Below are 252 nucleotides of genomic sequence, written 5' to 3' on the forward strand. Positions count from 1 at the left end.
TTGTCACCGGCATCATAGGCCTTCTCCTGCATGGTGAGGGCACGCGGGGTATGGCAGGTGCCGCAATGGCCCAGCCCCTCCACCAGATAGGCGCCGCGATTGATCTCATCGCTCGCCTTCGGGTCCGGCTGGAAGGGGCCGGACGGCACGAAGGCCCAGTTCCAGAGCGACAGGCCCCAGCGCTGGTTGAAGGGGAAGCCGAGTTCCGTCTCCTCGGGCTTGCTCGCCACCGGCTCCACGCCCTTCATGAAG

1 pseudogene is annotated in these 252 nt (G+C 66.3%); it reads right to left on the bottom strand.

The window, feature by feature from the left end:
* Positions 1 to 252, bottom strand: a pseudogene (locus L9G74_RS21405) (cytochrome c); the annotation flags it as partial.

The organism is Shewanella electrica, assembly GCF_022321485.1.
GTDB lineage: Bacteria > Pseudomonadota > Gammaproteobacteria > Enterobacterales > Shewanellaceae > Shewanella > Shewanella electrica.